13 protein-coding genes are annotated in these 15,777 nt (G+C 64.0%); 7 read left to right on the forward strand and 6 right to left on the reverse strand.

Annotated elements, in window-relative coordinates; translation table 11 throughout:
• The first annotated feature begins 102 nt into the window (after positions 1-102).
• From ET21_RS0116730 to ET21_RS27165, 6 genes are all read left to right on the forward strand, one after another.
• A complete protein-coding gene (locus ET21_RS0116730; RefSeq protein ID WP_081856755.1) occupies positions 103-2,238 on the forward strand; it encodes a ParB/RepB/Spo0J family partition protein in 2,136 nt (711 codons plus the stop codon).
• Positions 2,235-2,567: a hypothetical protein gene (locus ET21_RS0116735; RefSeq protein ID WP_030540588.1), complete on the forward strand. Its 333-nt coding sequence runs from the start codon at positions 2,235-2,237 to the stop codon at positions 2,565-2,567. The genes ET21_RS0116730 and ET21_RS0116735 overlap by 4 nt, the downstream gene beginning before the upstream one ends.
• The gene (locus ET21_RS26015; RefSeq protein ID WP_051768206.1) at positions 2,564-2,884 is read left to right on the forward strand and encodes a hypothetical protein; all 321 of its coding nucleotides are present in this window, start codon (positions 2,564-2,566) and stop codon (positions 2,882-2,884) included. The genes ET21_RS0116735 and ET21_RS26015 overlap by 4 nt, the downstream gene beginning before the upstream one ends.
• Before the next feature lie 29 nt (positions 2,885-2,913).
• Complete coding sequence (locus ET21_RS0116745) at positions 2,914-3,216, forward strand: hypothetical protein (protein ID WP_156029261.1); 303 nt, start codon at positions 2,914-2,916, stop codon at positions 3,214-3,216.
• Between the two features lie 237 nt (positions 3,217-3,453).
• The gene (locus tag ET21_RS0116750) at positions 3,454-4,074 is read left to right on the forward strand and encodes a hypothetical protein (protein ID WP_030540591.1); all 621 of its coding nucleotides are present in this window, start codon (positions 3,454-3,456) and stop codon (positions 4,072-4,074) included.
• Complete coding sequence (locus ET21_RS27165; RefSeq protein ID WP_081856756.1) at positions 4,071-4,286, forward strand: AlpA family transcriptional regulator; 216 nt, start codon at positions 4,071-4,073, stop codon at positions 4,284-4,286. The genes ET21_RS0116750 and ET21_RS27165 overlap by 4 nt, the downstream gene beginning before the upstream one ends.
• 332 nt (positions 4,287-4,618) lie before the next feature.
• Here the strand turns inward: ET21_RS27165 and hppD are convergent, their stop codons facing one another.
• The 4 genes from hppD to dnaE all read right to left on the reverse strand — a co-directional run bounded on the left by hppD (position 4,619) and on the right by dnaE (position 11,455).
• Positions 4,619-5,710, reverse strand: coding sequence for a 4-hydroxyphenylpyruvate dioxygenase (hppD, locus tag ET21_RS0116755; protein WP_021239491.1), 1,092 nt, complete (start codon positions 5,708-5,710; stop codon positions 4,619-4,621).
• Between the two features lie 46 nt (positions 5,711-5,756).
• Positions 5,757-6,623 (reverse strand): phenylalanine 4-monooxygenase, encoded by an 867-nt coding sequence (gene phhA / locus ET21_RS0116760; RefSeq protein ID WP_030540592.1) that lies wholly within the window; start codon positions 6,621-6,623, stop codon positions 5,757-5,759.
• 178 nt (positions 6,624-6,801) lie between these two features.
• A complete protein-coding gene (locus tag ET21_RS0116765; RefSeq protein ID WP_030540593.1) occupies positions 6,802-7,815 on the reverse strand; it encodes a fatty acid desaturase family protein in 1,014 nt (337 codons plus the stop codon).
• Positions 7,816-7,918: 103 nt separating this feature from the next.
• On the reverse strand, positions 7,919-11,455 hold the full coding sequence (gene dnaE, locus ET21_RS0116770; protein WP_030540594.1) for a DNA polymerase III subunit alpha: 3,537 nt from the start codon (positions 11,453-11,455) through the stop codon (positions 7,919-7,921).
• Positions 11,456-11,634: 179 nt separating this feature from the next.
• Between dnaE and ET21_RS0116775 the strand changes: the two genes are divergently transcribed.
• Positions 11,635-13,443, forward strand: a complete 1,809-nt coding sequence (locus ET21_RS0116775) for a sensor domain-containing diguanylate cyclase (protein ID WP_030540595.1) — start codon at positions 11,635-11,637, stop codon at positions 13,441-13,443.
• Here the strand turns inward: ET21_RS0116775 and ET21_RS0116780 are convergent.
• Together ET21_RS0116780 and ET21_RS0116785 are read right to left on the reverse strand one after the other, a co-directional pair.
• Positions 13,429-14,118, reverse strand: coding sequence for an ABC transporter ATP-binding protein (locus ET21_RS0116780; protein WP_030540596.1), 690 nt, complete (start codon positions 14,116-14,118; stop codon positions 13,429-13,431). The two genes, ET21_RS0116775 and ET21_RS0116780, sit on opposite strands and share 15 nt — an antisense overlap.
• Positions 14,111-15,361, reverse strand: a complete 1,251-nt coding sequence (locus tag ET21_RS0116785) for a lipoprotein-releasing ABC transporter permease subunit (RefSeq protein ID WP_030540597.1) — start codon at positions 15,359-15,361, stop codon at positions 14,111-14,113. Before ET21_RS0116785 ends, ET21_RS0116780 begins: the two co-directional genes overlap by 8 nt.
• Between the last annotated feature and the right edge of the window lie 416 nt (positions 15,362-15,777).

A 15,777-nucleotide genomic window follows, 5' to 3' on the forward strand; every position in this document is an offset into this window, starting at 1 on the left:
TCCTTCGTTCTGCCGGAACACCTCCCGAATAACTGTGCCCGGCAGGCGAAGTCGAAGCGAGGCACGCGTCTCGCTTCGACCCCCCCCCGCGGGAGAAGCCCCATGTCTGTTACGACAATGACGATCGCCGATCTATGTGTATCGCCCTACAACTGCCGCATCAACGAACATGACGCCAACGCCGTGGTCGGCATGGCGGAATCGCTCCTGAAGCGGGGCCAGCTCTATCCCCTCGTCGTGCACCCGATGCCGTCGGGCAAAGGGAAGAAGCGCCGATATGGCGCGCTCGCTGGCGGCCGCCGCTTTCGCGCCTTCAGCCAGCTGGTCGCGGACGGCAAGTTGCCCGCCGATCACCCCATCGATGTGATCGTCCGTGACATCACGGATGAAGGCGAGTTGCGCGAGTTGAGCCTCGCGGAGAACCTGGTCCGCGTCGACCTGCGCCCGTACGAGGTTTATGCCGCTGTCGCGCGCGCGCATGCGAAGGGTCGCTCGCTCAGGGAAATCGCGGAGACCAACGGCCAAACCCTGGAGACGGTGAGCGGCTGGGCCCGGCTGGGCGCTCTGCATCCGAAGATCTTCGCCGCGCTGGAAGCCGGTCAGATCAGCCAGGAGCAGGCGCGGGCTTACGGCGCGACCGAGCACCAGCATCTCCAGCTCAACGTCTTCGAGCAGCTGTCGGTAATGTCGGCCACCACACCGGCGATGATCAGGAAGCTGCTCAAGGTGGGCGATAGCGAACTGACGAAGCTGCTCCGCTTCGTCGGCGAGAAAGCCTATGCCGATGCAGGCGGACGCTACGAACTGGATCTCTTCGCGGATCAGGCGGACGAGCGCGGCCGCGTCGAGGACGAAGCCCTGCTGATGCAGCTGGCGGAAGCGAAACTGGAAAAGACCAGGGAACTGCTGCGCGCGCAGGTTCAGAACCACACACCCGGCCGGGAACTGCGTTTCGAAGCAAAACCTCCCCGCGATGGAAACTATGGCGGCATAGCGCGCGATCTTGAAATAAGCGCGGATCCGGCCGATGTCGCACCGCAGGACGCGGACAGGGCCGCCTTCATCCAGAACGAGATGGCGGAACTGGAAAAGCGGGCCGAGCAGCTGCTCGCGGACCCGGCGCTTGACCAGGCCGCCCGCGATGCGGGCATCGCCGCGATCGATGCGGATTACGAACCGCTCGAGGCCGAGTTGACCGAAATCGACCAGCGGCGATCGCTTGCCCTGCCTTCCGGCGATATCTTCGCGACATTGGAGATCGAGCAGGACGGTTCGCTCGAACCGCGTTTCTGGTGGGCGAGCCGCAAGGCGAAGCGCGATGCTGCCAAACCCGCTGCCGTGGCGAAGCCGGTCTCCGCCGGTCCGATCCCCCGGCCCGAAGCAGATGCTGCTGCCCGCGCTCTGATGCCGAAGCCCGCGCCAGGCGGGACGGCGATCGACAACAGCTACGGCTATTCCGAGCGGCAGAAGGCGGACCTCGCGATCAAGGAGGAATTCGGCCTCACCGCCGACGGCGTCCAGATCATGCGCACCCTGCGCCGGGCAGTGTTGAGGTGTAGCCTCCTCGATGACGCGGAGTCGAACGGTACATATGGCCGCGATTATGCCCTGTGGTGCCTGCTGCGCCAGGAACTGGCGGGCGGTTATGGCTGGCAGATCGGCGCCCGGCGGCTGGCTGGGGGCTACGAGGCGAGCATCGGCGTGTCCGAAGTTGTCGCGCCGCATGTGGCGCGGTCGGTCGCGGGAATGCGATGGGAAAAGGAGCGGGCTCAGCTACGCGACCATGGCAGCATGATCCTTGAGGATCTCCCGGCCGCCTTCAGCGCCTTCCACAATGAAACGTCCGTGTGGAAGAACAAGGCGGCTGCGTTCCTCGCGGGGCTGATGCTCGAGCGGAGCCTGAACGCGCCTGGTTATCAGGTGCCGCTGCACGATGTGCTGGCTGCCGGCGTGAACCTGCGCGACGAGGATCTGCGCGTCTATGCCGAACCGACCGAGGAACTGGTCGACCTGTTCCCCAAAGCCCAGCGCCTCGCGCTGGCCAAGCCGCATGTCGACAAGACGGCATTCGGCACCTGGGGCAAGCTGAAGGCCAGCGAACTGACCGCTCCGGTCACGCGTGCGCTGCGCAAGGCCCGCAATTGGGCCCATCCCCTGATGCGCTTCGCTGCGCCTCCCGCCCCGCCAGCGGCGGAGGCAACGGCCGGCCAGGCGATCGAAGAAACGGAGGCGGCATGACCACTGGTCATCTGGAGCGTCCGATGCAGCCGGAGGCGGTAGCGATCGGCGAAAAGATCGAGGCGCGCATCTCCTCGCTTCTGGATCATGCCTATCAGCAGATCGGCGATCCCCGGCGGTTTGGCCCGAGCGCGCACAACGACGCCCTGTCCATGCTGTTCGAACTCGCCGCCGCGGTGACGGCCCAGGCGATCGAGCAGCTGGGCAAGCGATATCCACTCGCGACCGCCGATCAGATCTGGCTGACGGGCATCACGGATTTGCAGATGCGGGCCTCCGTCCGCTTGGCGGACTTTCGCGATCGTCAGAATGCAAAAGGCAACGCATGACCATCTATTACAAACTGGTCGACCGCGTGCCGGTGGAATGCGATATGCTTGAATGGGCCGCGTTCTTCGAAACGGCCGACAGGCGCGTTGCGCAAGATACCCTGGCGAACGGCATCACGGTTTCGACCGTCTTCCTGGGCATCGATCACCGCATCTTGGGCGACGGCCCTCCCCTGCTGTTCGAAACAATGGTGTGGTCGGGCGGCATCGGCAGCCCGGCCTGGGTGTCTCTCGACATGCGCCGCTGCTCCACCTGGGACGAGGCGGTGGCCCAGCATGCCGAGGAGCTTGACGCAGTATCGGGGAATGCCTCGTGATGCGGCGCATTCCCTTCTTCTGGCATGATATGCCCGGCAGCTTCCGGCCTCCCATCACGCAGGCCGAACTGGACGCGCTGCCGGCAACCTTGTTCATCCGTTCGCGCTCATGGCTCTATGATGTCCGGCCGGGCGACGTTCGGCTTGAACTGCGCATCCTCAGCGGTCTCGAGGAAGTCGTTGCCGTAGCATCTCCACGTCTCGGTCCAGGCGATGTCGGCTGCATCATCGGATTCGAGGCGGACGAGGGCCACGAAGCCATGCGGCCGGACGAGAAGATGATCTCGCTCGCCGACCAGCTGCTGAGGGGGCACCGTCAAGATGGTTTGTGAGGTTGTCAGCCTGCCTGCGGGCGGAACCGCGATCGTCTGTTCCACGCGCAGGCGTCAACGCTGCTCATGCGGCCAGACTGCACCGTTCCTCTGTGATTGGAAGGTGCCGGCCAAGAGGAGCGGCACGTGTGACGCGCCGATCTGTACCGGCTGCGCCAATTCCCCCGCAGCCAACAAGCATCTGTGCCCGAAGCATCAAGTCGCCTTCGAAAGCTGGAAGGCGGAGCGGGCCCGGCAATGAGCAATCTGGAAATAGCACCCGGTTTCCCGCTCGACTGGCCGCGGGGCCGCCCTCGCGCGGCTGAGCGCAAAGCATCGCTGTTCCGCGAAGGCGGGCAGCCGCTCACTCTGACAAGTGCCAAGCGCCGACTGCGCGAGCAGCTGAGCGCCATGACCCGGCATGGACAGCAGTGGCGGACGACCGACATCGTGCTGACCTGCAACATCCGCTACACCGCTTCGGGCGCGCGCGACCAAAAGCTCAGCCGTCGCGATCCCGACGATCCCGGCGTTGCTCTCTACTTCGACCTTGATGGCAAGCCGCACGTCCTCGCATGCGATCGCTGGGACACCGTCCAGGACAACATCGCGGCGATCGCCGCGCATATCGAGGCGCTACGGGGTCAGGAGCGCTGGGGCGTTGCGGACCTCCAGCAGGCATTTGCGGGCCATGTCGCACTGCCTCGGCCGACGCCGTGGTGGGAGGTGCTCGGCGTCTCTTCCGATGCGCGCCTTGACCAGATCAACGCCGCATACCGGACTGCGGCGAAGACGGCCCATCCAAATGCGGGTGGCGATCGCTCAACCTGGGACCGGCTGTCCGCCGCTTATGAAGAAGCCAAAAAGGTGAGGAAATGAATGATGCCAGCGCACCGGCGCGCACTGGCCGGCTGCTCAGTCGACCGGAGGTCGAGGCTGAGACCAGGTTAAGCCGGAGCACCATATATCGTCAGATCGAGGCGGGGCAGTTCCCTCGCCCGATTCGCGTCGGCATCCGGGCTGTCGCGTGGTGGGAATCTGACATCCACCAATGGAAAAATTCCCGTCCTCCCAGCGACGCCGGTCACTAGCAGATCGGGGTATTTCAGGGGGTATCCATCGCAGCCCCCTTCAAGATTTCAGCGGATTTATGGGGGTTTTATCGATGTTTTCTCAATCCTACTCGGGGAGCCACTTCTCCTTCCCAGGAGAGCGCGCAGAAGCCTGTAAGGCTTGGAAATCTGCGGATTTCGCCTTACCAATATTCCCACTTATTCTCATTGGGGCGCAGGCAAGCGCAGGGTATTTTGAGGGTACGCTCCGACTGCGTTGGGGTAGCGAATGCTAACGGACATCGCTGCCGATCAGCCAATCCAAAAGAGAAGCCCTACAAACTGACCGACGCACGGCCGAGATCCTTACCTCACGCCGACTCCCCTGCATTCAAGGTGCCACGGCGCAGTTGGTCGCGCTCCATGCTCTCGAACAGGGCGGTGAAGTTTCCTTCGCCGAACCCTTCATCCTTCTTGCGTTGAATGAATTCGAAGAAGACCGGCCCGATTGTGGCTTGCCCGAAGATCTGGAGCAGCAAGCGAGGATCGCCCTGCTGCGTCGAACCGTCTAGCAGGATACCGCGCTTCTGCAATTCCGCGACCGGCTCGCCATGACCGGGCAGGCGTTCGTCAAGCATCTCATAATAGGTGGCGGGCGGTGCGGTCATCAAAGGGGTGCCCAGCGCCTTGAGCTTGTCCCACGCGGCGATGAGGTCGTCGCACAGGAAGGCGATATGCTGGATGCCTTCGCCATTATAGGCGCGCAGGAATTCTTCGATCTGGCCGCCGCCAGCCTTGCCCTCTTCGTTCAAGGGGATACGGATCTTGCCGTCGGGCGCGGTCATCGCCTTGCTGGTGAGGCCGGTATATTCCCCCTTGATGTCGAAATAGCGAATCTCGCGGAAGCCGAAGACGCGCTCGTAGAAGCTCGCCCAATGGGCCATGCGGCCGCCATAGACATTGTGGGTCAGATGATCGATTATCTTGAAACCCGCGCCTTCGGGGTGCCGGTCGACGCCCGGCTCGTATACGAAGTCGATATCATAGATGGACAGGCCGCCATCCTCATCTTCGTAGCGGTCGATGAGATAGATGATCGATCCGCCGATGCCGCGGATAGCAGGCAGGCGCAATTCCATGGGGCCGGTCTTGACATCCACCGGCTCGGCGCCTCGTTCGACCGCCAGTTCATAAGCCTTGGCCGCGTTGCGCACGCGCCAGCCCATGCCGCAGGCCGATGGACCATGTTCGGCAGCGAAATAGGCGGCAGGGCTGCGCGGCTCGTAATTGGCGATCAGGTTGATGCCGCCCTGCCGCCACAGTTGCACGTCCTTCGACCGGTGCCGGGCGATCATGACGAAGCCCATGGCGGCGAACACCGGTTCAAGCATGCCTTTGGCGGGCGCGCTGAATTCGACAAATTCGAAACCGTCGAGGCCGAGGGGATTGTCGAACAGGGTCATGGACCGGTTCCTCTCAAGATTTTCCGGGGGCAAAATGATGAGTGATTCATACCCTTGCTCTTGCTTCGGCATGGGCTTGGGTGCCTGCGTGGAGGACCCGGTCCGCAGGCATGAGGGCGCCGGCGTCGATCGGTTCGTGGCCGCGCAGCCGATCATAGACGGGCCCCAGGTCAGCGTCGCGGGTCTGCCGGAGGAGATCTTCGAAGCTGTCGATCACGAAGTAGTTCTGCTGATAATTGTCGATCCGGTAGCGCGTGCGCATGACCCGCTCCAGGTCGAAGGCGATCCGGTTCGGGGACGGATCGTCAAGCGCGAACAGGCTTTCGCCATAGGATGAGACGATTCCGGCGCCATAGAGCTTCAGGCCGCCTCCACCTCCATCCCGGATGAGGCCGAATTCGACCGTATACCAGTAGAGGCGCGCCAACGCCTCGATCATGCCAAGCTTGGCGGCGCGCAGGCCGCCCTCGCAATAGGCCTGCATATAGTCGGCAAAGGCCGGGTGGACGAGCAGCGGCACATGCCCGAACACATCATGGAAGATGTCCGGCTCTTTCAGGTAATCAAGTTGTTCAGGCGTCCGAATGAAGCGCCCGGCCACGAAGCGGCGATGAGCGAGATGGTCGAAAAACGTCTCGTCGGGGACGAGGCCCGGCACAGCGACAACCTGCCAGCCGGTGGCACTGAACAGGCGATCGTTCAGTTCATCGAAATCGGGAATGCCAGGCCTGGTCATGCGCAGGACGTCCAGGCCTTCGATAAATGCCGGGACCACGCGGTCCGGCAGCATCCCGGCCTGGCGCGCAAACAGGCGGTCCCATGTCGCATGCTCCTCCGCAGAGTAGGAGGCCCAATCCTGCGGAATGGTCCAGTCGGTGGCCGCTCCGGGCGGTGGCGCGCTGTGGTTCGACATGATAATGAATCCAACCATTTCCAGCGAAAAATGGTTTCAGTCTTGGCATGCCTGCGGATGCCTGGGCAGCATGTCTCAGATGGGACGCCTTGAATGAAATTTCCACATCATGGGGAAAATGCTGGCGGTGGACTGGCAGTGCGCCACGCTGGAGGCAGGCCCTGGATGAATGCAGAGGTTACGGCTTCGCCTCGGCGGGCGTGGCAAGCGTGGTGTCCTTTGCTGCCGCTGGGGGCATCAATTCCCTGATCACGCCCCAATAGCCGCGCGTGATGTGCGCGTCCGCCGCATAGGCCGGGTCGGTCATCAAATGCCTGTGCAACCGGAGAAGGTTGGTCCAGGGCACCGATGGGAACAGATGATGTTCCAGATGATAGCTCACATTGAAGGGCGCGATCAGGAACCGGTCGAGAAGCGTGGGGATGACGGTACGCGTGCCGTTAAGTTCCCGCTCATTGGCGACGCCGTTATGTTCGGCCATCGCCCGAATCCGGTTGAAGACATTGGCCCAGAGGAATTGCGGGATCAGCAAGAGGCCCAATATCTGCCAGCGCCAGGGCGACCACAGGATCAGGCCGTAAAAACACAGCGCCCAGACCACGTAACGAATGCGCAGGCTCAGCGGAAAGTCGTAACCGAAACGTCCGGGATTGTGGAAGTTGGCGAAGGGCGCCCAGACCCGGCTGTCCCGCGCCATCCGATGGAAATTGAGGCCAAGCGCACTGCGGACCAGCAGCCAGGCCATGGCGGGGCCGCTTTTGGGGAAATGCTGGTCAGGGTCCCTCCGTTGGACGCGATAGTCGCGGTCGCGCAGGGTGTTGGTGTAGCGGTGGTGATACATATGGTTTGCGCGGTACAGGTGAATGCTGAAACCGAGCGGGTAAGCGACGAATATATCGCCGATCAGGTCGTTGATGCGGCGGTTGCTGAACAGCATCCCGTGACAGGCGTCATGCATCATCACCGCCAGGCATTGAATGCGCGACCCGATGACGAGCCCGGCAAGCAGGTAAACCGGAACCCGGTCGACATGGATCGCGATCGCCCCGGCCCCGATGGCGATCACCCACTGCAAAAGGAGCAGCAGCGCATTGCGCCGGTCGTCGATCACCGAAAGCTCCCGGATCAGCGCCAGCGTGCCACGCCGCGAATAGCGGTATCCGGGCGGACGCTCCGTGGCGATTTCTTCCATGGGAGTATGTCTCCGAATAGAGCGCTGACGTGGGCCGGACGCTATGACCGCCGCGATCCGGCGTCAAGCGCTGGCCCGGACGCGCGTCACCGCCTCGCGCCGGTCAGCTTGCCACCAGCCTCAATCCCGACCGGCGGTTCTGGGCTCGGTAGCCATCCGCCTTGGCATCCATCCTTTCGAATGAGTGGATGGTGAGGCCCGGCAGCAGGGCGATGGCGTCAACCTGATCCGCGCCGATCAGATAATCGTCGCCCAGGAACAGCTTCGCCGCACGACCGCCCCGTACAGGCGCGCGCAGGAACACTTCGCTGCGTCCGCCGCGCGCCCTCGTCAGCAGTTGCGCAAGGGCGTCCACCGCGCCCGGATCGCTGGCGTCGATCACCAGCTTCATCCGAGAGGCGCTGGCAAGCTGGTGGAAGGGTTCGATACCCCTGATCGTCACGCGGGGCGTTTCCTCCCCCGGCAAGCGGTCCAGTTCCACCATCAGCAGCGCACAGTCGCCTTCGCGCGCCATATCCTCGATGGCCTTGCACGCATCCTCTTCGAAGCAGCTCGCCTGAAACTGGCCGCTGCTGTCGGAGAAGGTCGCGGCGGCATAGCGCGCGCCGCGCCGGGTTTCGCGCCAGCGCACCTCTTCGACCATGGCCGCCATCACGGCGTTGGCGCGGCCGCCTTCCGCCACCGGCTCGGCGCAGATCGCGCCATAGCTTTTCGCCCCCCGCGCTTCGGCAAGGTGGCGATAGCGGTCGACCGGATGGGCGGAGAAATAGAAGCCGAACGCTTCCTTTTCCTGCGCCATGCGATCAGCGGTAGACCAGGTCTGATGCGGCGGAATGCGGACGTCGGCATGAGGCGTTTCGACATCGCCGAAAAGCCCGCCCTGCCCGCTTTCGCGCGCCTCAGCGGCGCTGGCCGCGACGCTCAATATCGTGTCGGCGGCGGCGTGGACGCCAGCGCGGTCGGGGTGAATGCCGTCGAACGCGCCCGACGCGGCCAGGCTTTCCAGCTGCCGCCGGTTCAGAAGGCGCGGTTCGATGCGGTCGGCAAAATCGTCCAGCGACGTGAAAGGCCCGCCCATGTCCCGTTCGGCGACAAGCTGCTCCATCGCCTTTTCACCCACGCCCTTGAGGCCGCCCAGCGCGTAACGGACGGCAAAGCCAAGGCGCGGGTCGCCGCCTTCATGTTCGATCGCTTCGACCGAGAAATCGGCAAGGCTGCGGTTGATGTCGGGGGGCAGGCAGGTCAGCCCCATGCGCCGCATATCGTCAACGAAGACGGTGAGCTTGTCGGTCAGATGGATATCGAACGCCATCGACGCGGCATAGAATTCCGCCGGATAATGCGCTTTCAGCCATGCCGTCTGATAGGCGAGCAGGGCATAGGCCGCGGCGTGGGATTTGTTGAAGCCGTAGCCAGCGAACTTGTCGATCAAATCGAACAGTTCGTTGGCCTTGCCCGCCGAAATGTCGCTCCTGGCGCAGCCTTCGACGAAGCGGGCGCGCTGCGCGTCCATCTCCGCCTTGATCTTCTTGCCCATGGCGCGGCGCAAGAGGTCGGCGTCGCCAAGGCTGTAGCCCGCCAGGATCTGCGCGGCCTGCATCACCTGTTCCTGATAGACGAAGATGCCGTAGGTTTCTTCCAGGATGGGTTTCAGCAGGATGTGCGGATATTCAATCTGTTCCTGCCCGTTTTTGCGCCGCCCGAACATGGGGATGTTGTCCATCGGCCCCGGCCGGTAGAGCGAGACGAGCGCGATGATGTCGGCGAAGTTGGTGGGACGTACGGCGGCGAGCGTCTTGCGCATGCCTTCGGATTCCAGCTGGAACACGCCCACCGTATCGCCGCGTTGAAGCAGTTCATAGACGGCCGGATCATCCCAGCCGAGGCTGTCGAGATCTACGGTAACGCCCCGCCCGGCAAGCAACTGCACCGCCTTTTGCAGCACCGACAGCGTCTTGAGGCCAAGGAAGTCGAACTTCACCAGTCCCGCGCCCTCGACATATTTCATGTCGAACTGGGTGACCGGCATGTCCGACCGGGGGTCGCGATATAGCGGCACGAGTTGCGAAAGCGGGCGATCGCCGATCACCACGCCAGCCGCGTGGGTGGAGCTGTGACGCGGAAAGCCCTCCAGCTTCATCGCATAGTCGATCAGGCGCTTGACCTGCCCGTCATTGTCATATTCCGCCCGGAATTCGGCCACGCCGTTCAGCGACCGTTCCAGCGTCCAGGGATCGGTCGGGTGGTTGGGCACCAGCTTGGCGAGCCGGTCGACCTGGCCATAGCTCATCTGGAGCACGCGGCCCGTGTCCTTGAGCACGGCGCGCGCCTTCAGCTTTCCGAAGGTGATGATCTGCGCGACGTGATCGGAACCATATTTCTGCTGCACATAGCGGATGACCTCGCCGCGCCGCGTTTCGCAAAAGTCGATGTCGAAGTCCGGCATCGAAACGCGCTCCGGATTGAGGAAGCGTTCGAACAGCAGTCCCAGTTGCAACGGATCGAGGTCAGTGATGGTAAGCGCCCAGGCGACGACCGATCCAGCGCCCGAACCGCGGCCGGGGCCTACGGGAATGTCCTGCGCCTTGGCCCATTGAATGAAGTCGGCAACGATCAGGAAGTAGCCGGGAAAGCCCATCTGGACGATGATGTCGGTTTCGAACTTCAACCGCTCGAAATAGGGCTTGCGGCTTTCCTCATCGCCTATGCCCAGCTTCTCCAGCCGCGCTTCCAGTCCCGCCATCGCCTGTTCGCGCAGCAGCCGCTCCTCCCCTTCGCGGTCGCCCGCAAGGCTGGGCAGGATCGGCTTGCGCTTGGGGGCGGCGACGGCGCAGCGCTGCGCGACCACCAGCGTGTTCGCCAGGGCTTCGGGCAGGTCCTCGAACAGGCGGCTCATTTCCGCAGCCGGTTTCATCCATGCGTGGGGGCAGCTTTTGCGCCGGTCCGCCGTTTCCACATAAGCGCCGTCGGCGATGCACAGCATCACGTCATGCGCTTCATGGAAATGCGGTTCGGCAAAGCAGGTGGGGTTGGTCGCGACCAGCGGCAGGTCGCGATCATAGGCCAGATCGATAAGATCGGCTTCCGCCTTTTCCTCAATCGCGTCCGAGCGGCGGCAGATTTCGATATAAAGCCGGCCGGGGAAAAGCGCCTCCAGCCTTTCCGTATAGGCCAAGGCAGCGCCCGGCTGGTCTTCGGCGAACAGGCGGGCCACCGCCCCCTCGCCCCCGGCGGTCAGGGCGATCAGCCCGTCCGTCCGCCCTTCCATCGCGTCCAGGGTGACATGCGGCGCTTCGTCCACCGGCCGCTCGAGATGGGCCATGGACACAAGGGCGCACAGATTGTCGTAGCCCGCTTCATCCTGCGCATAGAGGGCGATCCAGTCATGCACCGCCGCCGCGTTGGCGGGCCGCCCCGGCCGCAGCATGCCCAGCATCGCGCCGATGATGGGCTGAACCCCTTCGCTCTTGCAGGCGTCGGAAAAGGCCATCGAACCATAGAGGCCATTCCGGTCCGTTATGGCCGCAGCGGGGAAGCCCAGCGTGCGCGCCTGCTTCGCGATCTTCTTCGGCTCGATCGCGCCTTCCAGCATGGTGAAGGAGGAAAAGACGCGGAGGGGTACGAAACCGGCATGGGGCATGGTGCCGTGATAGGCGCGGAACATGATTCGACGCCAGTCCCCGGCGACAGAAAAGCTGTGAGTAAGCGCCCGGCCAAGCCGCGCGGCGCATGAGCGTGAGGGACCGGCAGCCGCGCCCTTCCCCCTTCATGGTGCAATCGGTTAAGCAAGCCCAAACTTCTTGGGCTTAAGGCTGAGGGATGCGTTTATCCACGATTACCAACTGGGCCTATGGCGCCACTGTCGCGCTGACGCTGGCGTCGGGCGCGACCATGCTGATGGCGTCCAGCGCCGAGCAGGCCGAACGCGCCGCCGTCCAGCAGCGCGCCACGCTCGACCAGATGACCAGTGCGCTGCTGGAGGACAGCTATCGCCAGACCGAGCAGGCCCGCGCCTATGCCATTACGGGGGACCCCACCCATCTGATCGCCTATCGCCGGGACAAGGCCGCGCTCCGCTCCGTCGAACAGCGCATCGCGAACTTCAAGGACGCCGGGGCGACGCCGGGCGAACTCAATGCCCTGCAACAGGCGCTGCATTGGGTAGACGGGCTGACTGAGGAGCAGGAGGCCGCCTTGTCCGCGGCGCAGGCGGGCAATGGCGATACCGCCCGCGCCATCCTGTTCGGCAATGAATATGGGCGTGAGCTGGACAATGCGGCGGCTCAGGTCGCGAAGTTCCAATATATTCTGGACCAGCGCACCGAAGCGGCCGTTTCCCGCGCCACCGACGCCGCGCGCGAATGGCGGCGCATGTCGGAATTCATGCTGGGCGCGACGGCATTGCTGTTCCTGTGCGTGCTCTACTTCATCCTCAAGCAGCGCATCCTGCGCCCCGTCGTCCGGCTGAGCGATGTCGTGACGCGCCTTGCCGCTCATGATTTCGAGGCGATCCCGCCCGACTTCCCGCAGGTGGACGAAATTGGCGACATGGCGCAGGCCATCCGCATCTTCCGGGAAAACGGCCTGGAAAGGCAGCGGCTGGAGCAGGAACGCGACGCCGACCGGATCATGCGCGATCTGCTGTCGCGCATGACCCAGCGGCTCCAGGGCTGCGACAGCACCAGCGACCTTGTCGAAGTGGTCCGCCGTTTCGCGCCGGAGATCGCGACCGGCTTTGCGGGAAGGCTCTACATCCATGACGCCCGGCGCAACGCCATGCGGCAGGCCTGTGAATGGCTGTCCCCCGCCGCGTCGGCGCTGGAGTTTTCGCCCGGAGCCTGCTGGGCGCTGCGCCGTGGCCAGTTGCACAAGCCGACCGGCGAGATGATCGACATTCCCTGCGAGCATCTGGGCGAAGGGCTGACCCGCCCCACCATCTGCGTTCCCTTGTCGGTTCAGGGGGAAAGCATCGGGCTGCTCTATTTCGAGGAACCGGCGAGCGTCCTGCCCGCGCAACGGGAACGGGCCGAGAAATATCTGGAGATGCTAGCGGAGAATATCGGGCTTGCGCTCGCCAACCTGCGGCTGCGCGATGCGTTGCGCGAAATGGCAATGGTGGACGCGCTGACCGGCCTGTCGAACCGGCGGCGGTTCGATACGGCGCTGGCTGATGAGACCATGCGGGCGGAGCGCAACAAGTCTCCCCTCGCCTGCATGATGGTCGATATCGACCATTTCAAGCGCTTCAACGACAGCCATGGCCATGATGCGGGCGACGCGGTGCTGCGCGCGGTGGGCGGCGTGCTGAACGATGCCCTGCGGGAGGATGGATATGCCTTCCGCCTGGGCGGGGAGGAGTTCGTGCTGCTGATGCCCGGCTTCGACCTGGAGCAGGCGATGGCGCGGGCGCGGCAGGTGCAGGAGCATATCCGCAACCTGCGCGTTGAGCATCGGCGGCAGGAAGTCGGCCCGGTAACCGCGTCCTTCGGGCTTGCGGTCTTCCCCGACCATGGCCGCGCGGAAACATTGGTGCAAACCGCCGACGCCGCCCTGTTGCGCGCCAAGGCGCAGGGCCGCGACCAGATCGTCGTCGCGGCGGTCAGGGACGGGGCGTCAGCCTTGGCCTGATCCATCCTCCAGCAGGCCCTCGTGCAGCCGCACGACGCGGTCCATCTTTTCCGCGAGCCTTTCATTATGCGTCGCGACGAGGGCCGCCGAGCCTTCTTCGCGCACGAGGCGGAGGAATTCGGCCAGCACGATATCGGCGGTGCGTTCGTCCAGATTGCCGGTCGGCTCGTCCGCCAGCACCAGTGCGGGGCGGTTGGCGAGCGCGCGGGCGACGGCGACGCGCTGCTGCTCGCCTCCCGATAACTGGCTTGGACGGTGGTCCAGCCGGTGGCCAAGGCCGAGCGAGGTCAGGAGCGACTCCGCGCGCGCCCGCGCCTCATCCATGGTCCGGTCGCGAATGACCTGCGGCAGGATGACATTTTCTGCCGCGTTGAAGTCGGGCAGCAGGTGATGGAACTGATAGACGAAGCCCAGCGCATCCCGCCGCAACCGGGTGCGGCCGTCATTATCCAGCCTGGCCGCTTCCTCTCCGTCGATGCGGATCGACCCGTCGAAGCCGCCTTCCAACAGCCCCACCGCCTGGAGCAACGTGGACTTGCCCGACCCGGAAGGGCCGAGCAGCGCGACGATCTCTCCCTGCGCGATGTTGAGGTCGATGCCCCGCAGCACGTCGATGGTGACCCCGCCCTGGGTGAAGCTGCGCCGCAGCCCCGTGACCTTCAAAATGTCATTCATAGCGCAGCACCTGCACAGGATCGGTATTGGCGGCCTTGAAGGCCGGATAGAGCGTGGCGAGGAAGCTGAAGATCAGCGCCATCAGGCAGATGATGGCAATCTCCACCGGGTCCGGCTTGGCGGGAAGTTCCGTCAGGAATCGGATCGAGGGGTCCCAGAGATTCTGGCCGGTCAGGAACTGGATCGCGTTCACCACGCTCTGCCGGAAGAAGAGGAAGGTGAAGCCGAGCACCATGCCCGCCGCCATGCCGAGCGACCCGATGGTGACGCCCACCGTCATGAAGATCTTTACCAGCCCCGCCCGGCTCGCGCCCATCGTGCGCAAAATGGCTATGTCGCGTGTCTTGGCGCGGACCAGCATGATCAGCGACGACAATATGTTGAACACCGCCACCAGCACGATGATCGAGAGCACCACGAACATCGCGACCCGCTCGACCGCGAGCGCTTCGAACAGGGATGCGTTCATCTGCCGCCAGTCGGTGACGACCGCGCGGCCGGCGACCTTGGCGGCCAGCGGCTGGAGGATCGCGCCGACCTTGTCCGCATCGACCGTCTCCACCTCTATCATCCCCACGACATCGCCGAGCAGCAGCAGCGTCTGCGCGTCCTCCATGGGCATGACGACGAACGCCTTGTCATAGTCATAGACGCCCACTTCGAAGATCGCCGCGACCTGATAGGCGACCTGGCGCGGCACCGTGCCGAAGGGGGTGGACCGTCCCGCCGGATTGATGATCGTCAGGCTGTCGCCAAGCTGGACACCCAGATTTTCGGCGAGGCGCGATCCGATGGCCACCTTCCCGCCATTGGGCGTCAGGTCATCGAGGCTGCCGGCCAGCACCTTGCCCTTGAGCGTCGCATTGCTGCGGATGTCCCTTACGGTCATGCCGCGCACCAGCACCGCTTCGACCCGGCCCTGGAAGCTGCCCAGCAGCGGCTGTTCGATCAGCGGCGTCGCGCTGGTGACGCCGGGCGTCGCCTGCGCTTCCTTCAGCACGGCCCGCCAGTCGGGCAGCCGCCCGCCATAGCCCTGGACCACGGCATGGCCGTTCAAGCCGACGATCTTGTCGAACAGTTCGGCGCGAAAGCCGTTCATGACGCTCATCACGATGATGAGCGCGGCGACGCCAAGCATCACGGCGGCCAGGCTGATCCCAGCGACAAGGAAGATGAAGCCTTCGCCTTTGCCGGGCAGCAGATAGCGCTTGGCGATCATGCGTTCATAGCGAGATAATATCATGTGGCGCGAACGGCCCCTTGAGGAAGGATGTGCCCTGCCCGTCTAGCAGGGTATCGGGTAACGGCAAGCGCCACGGATTGTTGCAAGTCAGCCACAGGGCCGTGAGGAAAATGGCTGCGGCCGGAAATAGCCCGTGACAGCGGGCTGCTGGAGCCATAGCAAGTTTGTCGAAGCACAGGTAAAAATGGCCGTGGTTCAGGGATACTGCATCCCGCTTTGAGCTTAGGGGGCTGAAAAGCGGTTGAGGCAGACCAAGGGGGAGACGAGCAATCGTCCATCAGTGCCCGGATCGTGAAAACACGGTCCGGGCACTTTTGATTCCAGTGGCATTGCATGCGTGCATCATCTTGAATCCCGAAAATCGCTCAACCATATCCGCGTGGCACGGCCGCCGCATGGGGCCGGGCATCGTATCG

It is taken from the genome of Sphingobium sp. DC-2 (assembly GCF_000722555.1).
GTDB classification, from domain to species: domain Bacteria; phylum Pseudomonadota; class Alphaproteobacteria; order Sphingomonadales; family Sphingomonadaceae; genus Sphingobium; species Sphingobium quisquiliarum.

Coding starts and splice junctions, on each gene's coding strand:
- ET21_RS0116730 (WP_081856755.1), top strand. CDS start 103: ATGTCTGTTACGACAATGACGATCGCCGATCTATGTGTATCGCCCTAC.
- ET21_RS0116735 (WP_030540588.1), top strand. CDS start 2,235: ATGACCACTGGTCATCTGGAGCGTCCGATGCAGCCGGAGGCGGTAGCG.
- ET21_RS26015 (WP_051768206.1), top strand. CDS start 2,564: ATGACCATCTATTACAAACTGGTCGACCGCGTGCCGGTGGAATGCGAT.
- ET21_RS0116745 (WP_156029261.1), top strand. CDS start 2,914: ATGCCCGGCAGCTTCCGGCCTCCCATCACGCAGGCCGAACTGGACGCG.
- ET21_RS0116750 (WP_030540591.1), top strand. CDS start 3,454: ATGAGCAATCTGGAAATAGCACCCGGTTTCCCGCTCGACTGGCCGCGG.
- ET21_RS27165 (WP_081856756.1), top strand. CDS start 4,071: ATGAATGATGCCAGCGCACCGGCGCGCACTGGCCGGCTGCTCAGTCGA.
- hppD (WP_021239491.1), bottom strand. CDS start 5,710: ATGACCCTGTTCGACAATCCCCTCGGCCTCGACGGTTTCGAATTTGTC.
- phhA (WP_030540592.1), bottom strand. CDS start 6,623: ATGTCGAACCACAGCGCGCCACCGCCCGGAGCGGCCACCGACTGGACC.
- ET21_RS0116765 (WP_030540593.1), bottom strand. CDS start 7,815: ATGGAAGAAATCGCCACGGAGCGTCCGCCCGGATACCGCTATTCGCGG.
- dnaE (WP_030540594.1), bottom strand. CDS start 11,455: ATGCCCCATGCCGGTTTCGTACCCCTCCGCGTCTTTTCCTCCTTCACC.
- ET21_RS0116775 (WP_030540595.1), top strand. CDS start 11,635: ATGCGTTTATCCACGATTACCAACTGGGCCTATGGCGCCACTGTCGCG.
- ET21_RS0116780 (WP_030540596.1), bottom strand. CDS start 14,118: ATGAATGACATTTTGAAGGTCACGGGGCTGCGGCGCAGCTTCACCCAG.
- ET21_RS0116785 (WP_030540597.1), bottom strand. CDS start 15,361: ATGATATTATCTCGCTATGAACGCATGATCGCCAAGCGCTATCTGCTG.